Source organism: Trinickia sp., from assembly GCF_051954495.1.
Lineage (GTDB): Bacteria > Pseudomonadota > Gammaproteobacteria > Burkholderiales > Burkholderiaceae > Trinickia.
On record NZ_JBQCHR010000077.1, the window covers coordinates 1 to 4,485 of the forward strand.

General features: G+C 62.9%; 2 protein-coding genes. Both read left to right on the forward strand.

The features are described from left to right. The coding region (gene rpoC / locus ACTHNR_RS10690; protein ID WP_440547578.1) for a DNA-directed RNA polymerase subunit beta' at window positions 1–3,924 on the forward strand (3,924 nt) is incomplete at its 5' end. Between the two features lie 340 nt (window positions 3,925–4,264). After that, window positions 4,265–4,485, forward strand: a 221-nt coding sequence (locus tag ACTHNR_RS10695; RefSeq protein ID WP_440547579.1) for a DEAD/DEAH box helicase, incomplete at its 3' end; no start/stop codon positions are given.

Consider the following 4,485-nt stretch of genomic DNA (forward strand, 5'->3'; position numbering starts at 1 on the left):
CACATTTGGTTCTTGAAGTCGCTGCCGTCGCGTCTGGGCATGGTGCTCGACATGACGCTGCGCGACATCGAGCGCGTGCTGTACTTCGAAGCGTACGTGGTGATCGAACCGGGCATGACGCCGCTCAAGGCGCGGCAGATCATGACCGAAGAGGATTACTACAACAAGGTCGAAGAGTACGGTGACGAATTCCGTGCCGAAATGGGCGCGGAAGGCGTGCGCGAACTGCTGCGCGCGATCAACATCGACGAGCAAGTCGAGACGCTGCGAACCGAACTCAAGAACACGGGTTCGGAAGCGAAGATCAAGAAGTTCGCGAAGCGCCTGAAGGTGCTCGAGGCCTTCCAACGTTCGGGCATCAAGCCCGAATGGATGGTGCTCGAAGTGCTGCCCGTGCTGCCGCCCGAACTGCGTCCGCTCGTGCCGCTCGATGGCGGCCGGTTCGCCACGTCGGACTTGAACGACCTGTATCGGCGCGTGATCAACCGGAACAACCGGTTGAAGCGTCTGCTCGAGCTCAAGGCGCCGGAGATCATCGTCCGCAACGAAAAGCGGATGCTGCAGGAAGCCGTCGACTCGCTGCTCGACAACGGTCGTCGCGGCAAGGCCATGACGGGCGCCAACAAGCGTCCGCTGAAGTCGCTCGCCGATATGATCAAGGGCAAGGGCGGTCGTTTCCGTCAGAACTTGCTCGGTAAGCGCGTCGACTACTCGGGCCGTTCGGTCATCGTGGTGGGCCCGACGCTGAAGCTGCATCAGTGCGGTCTGCCCAAGCTGATGGCGCTCGAACTCTTCAAGCCGTTCATCTTCAACAAGCTTGAAGTGATGGGCGTAGCCACGACCATCAAGGCGGCGAAGAAGGAAGTCGAGAATCAAACGCCGGTCGTGTGGGACATCCTCGAAGAGGTGATCCGCGAGCATCCGGTGATGCTCAACCGTGCGCCGACGCTGCACCGTCTCGGCATTCAGGCGTTCGAGCCCGTACTGATCGAAGGCAAGGCCATTCAACTGCACCCGCTCGTTTGCGCGGCGTTCAACGCCGACTTCGACGGCGACCAGATGGCCGTGCACGTGCCGCTGTCGCTCGAAGCGCAGATGGAAGCGCGTACGCTGATGCTCGCGTCGAACAACATCCTGTTCCCGGCCAACGGCGATCCGTCGATCGTGCCGTCGCAGGATATCGTGCTCGGCCTGTACTACGCGACGCGCGAAGCGGTCAACGGCAAGGGCGAGGGCATGTCCTTCACGGGCGTGTCGGAAGTCCTGCGTGCGTACGAGAACAAGGAAGTCGAGCTGGCTTCGCGCGTGAACGTTCGGATCACCGAAATGGTGGCGAACGAGGATACGTCCGAAGGCGCGCCGCAATTCGTGCCGAAGATCTCGCTCTACGCGACGACGGTCGGCCGTGCGATCCTGTCGGAGATCCTGCCGCCGGGCCTGCCGTTCACGGTGCTGAACAAGCCGCTCAAGAAGAAGGAAATCTCGCGCCTCATCAACACGGCGTTCCGCAAGTGCGGTCTTCGTGCGACGGTCGTGTTCGCCGATCAACTGATGCAGTCGGGTTTCCGCTTGGCGACCCGCGCGGGCATCTCGATCTGCGTGGACGACATGCTCGTGCCGCCGCAGAAGGAAGTGATCGTCGGCGATGCCGCGAAGAAGGTGAAGGAATACGACCGTCAGTACATGTCGGGTCTCGTCACCGCGCAAGAGCGCTACAACAACGTCGTCGATATCTGGTCGGCCACGTCGGAATCGGTCGGCAAGGCGATGATGGAGCAGCTCTCGACCGAGCCCGTGGTGGATCGCGACGGCAACGAAGTGCGTCAAGAGTCGTTCAACTCGATCTACATGATGGCCGACTCGGGCGCTCGCGGCTCGGCGGTGCAGATTCGTCAGCTCGCCGGTATGCGGGGCCTGATGGCCAAGCCGGACGGCTCGATCATCGAGACGCCGATTACGGCGAACTTCCGCGAAGGCCTGAACGTGCTGCAGTACTTCATCTCGACGCACGGCGCGCGTAAGGGTCTGGCCGATACGGCACTGAAGACGGCGAACTCGGGCTACCTCACGCGGCGTCTCGTCGACGTGACGCAAGACTTGGTCGTGACCGAGGACGATTGCGGCACGAGCAACGGCGTGGCGATGAAGGCGCTCGTCGAAGGCGGTGAAGTCGTCGAAGCGCTGCGCGACCGGATTCTCGGCCGTGTGGCGGTGGCTGACGTCGTGAACCCCGAATCGCAAGAGACGCTGTATGAATCGGGCACGCTGCTCGACGAAACGGCCGTCGAGGAAATCGAACGCCTCGGCATCGACGAAGTGCGCGTGCGCACGCCGCTCACCTGCGAAACCCGCTACGGTCTGTGCGCGTCTTGCTATGGGCGCGATCTGGGCCGCGGCTCGCTCGTGAACGTCGGCGAAGCCGTCGGCGTGATCGCGGCGCAGTCGATCGGTGAACCGGGCACGCAGCTGACGATGCGTACGTTCCACATCGGCGGCGCGGCATCGCGTGCGGCAGTGGCTTCGTCGGTCGAAGCGAAGAGCAACGGTACGGTGCGCTTTACGGCGACGATGCGCTACGTGACGAATGCGAAGGGCGAGCAGATCGTCATCTCGCGTTCGGGCGAGGCGATGATCACCGACGATCACGGCCGCGAGCGCGAGCGTCACAAGGTGCCGTACGGCGCCACGCTGCTGCAGCTCGACGGTGCGTCGATCAAGGCCGGTACGGTGCTCGCGACGTGGGATCCGCTCACGCGTCCGATCATTACCGAGTACGGCGGCACGGTGAAGTTCGAGAACGTCGAAGAGGGCGTGACGGTCGCCAAGCAGATCGACGACGTGACGGGCTTGTCGACGCTCGTCGTGATCGACGTCAAGCGCCGCGGTTCGCAGGCGAGCAAGAGCGTGCGCCCGCAGGTGAAGCTGCTCGACGCGAGCGGCGAGGAAGTGAAGATCCCCGGCACGGAACACGCCGTGCAGATCGGCTTCCAAGTCGGCGCGCTGATCACCGTGAAGGACGGTCAGCAAGTGCAGGTGGGTGAAGTGCTCGCACGTATCCCGACCGAAGCGCAGAAGACGCGTGACATTACCGGCGGTCTGCCGCGGGTGGCGGAACTGTTCGAAGCGCGTTCGCCGAAGGATGCGGGCATCCTGGCGGAAGTCACCGGCACGACGTCGTTCGGCAAGGACACGAAGGGCAAGCAGCGTCTCGTCATCACGGATCTCGAGGGCAATCAGCACGAGTTCCTGATCGCGAAGGAAAAGCAGGTGCTGGTCCACGACGCCCAAGTCGTCAACAAGGGCGAAATGATCGTGGACGGTCCGGCCGATCCGCACGACATCCTGCGTTTGCAGGGTATCGAGGCGTTGTCGCGCTACATCGTCGACGAAGTGCAGGACGTGTATCGTCTGCAAGGCGTGAAGATCAACGACAAGCACATCGAAGTGATCGTGCGTCAGATGCTGCGCCGCGTGCAGATCACCGATAACGGCGATACGCGCTTCATTCCGGGCGAACAAGTCGAGCGGTCGGACATGCTCGACGAGAACGATCGGATGGTCGCGGACGACAAGCGTCCGGCGTCGTACGACAACGTGCTGCTCGGTATCACGAAGGCGTCGCTGTCGACCGATTCGTTCATTTCGGCGGCATCGTTCCAGGAAACGACGCGCGTGCTGACCGAGGCGGCGATCATGGGCAAGCGCGACGATCTGCGCGGTCTGAAGGAAAACGTGATCGTCGGCCGCTTGATCCCGGCCGGTACGGGTCTCGCGTTCCACAAGGCACGCAAGGCGAAGGAATCGTCGGATCGCGAGCGTTTCGATCAGATCGCCGCGGAAGAGGCGTTCGAGTTCGGGACGCCGGCGTCGGCTGCCGACGAAGCGCCGATCGACGTGCCGCATCAGCAACACCCGGCGGAGTAAGGCCCAAGGGCGGTGCATCGCGCCGCTCGTGTACCCTACCCGCATGGCGCCAATGGCGCAAAACCGCTCGGTCGTTTGATCGGGCGGTTTTTTTTTGCGTGCGCCCAGCATGGGCGCACAGTGTCCTTTTTCCCTTGCATGCGGGGCGCCTAAGTCGCTCGTCTACTTTTTCCGATCGCGCGGTAGGACGCTTATCGCGGCCGACGGCTGGCGGCGGACGGTATGCGCCGGCGCCGCGCTTGATTGGCCGAAAGGCTAACGCGCATGTGAGCGGCGTCGCTACGATGGATCGGTTGGTAGAATTGCATCCGTCCGCAGTTCGTCTCTCCCTATCTCCTACATGTCCCGCGCTCTAGAAATTCTCAACGAAGTCTTCGGCTATCCCGCATTCCGAGGGCAGCAGCGCGACATTGTCGAACACGTCGCCGGTGGCGGCGATTGCCTTGTGCTCATGCCCACGGGCGGCGGCAAATCTCTCTGCTATCAAATCCCGTCCCTGGCGCGGCGGGAAGCGGGGCTCGGAGCGGGAATCGTCGTATCGCCGTTGATCGCGCTCATGCA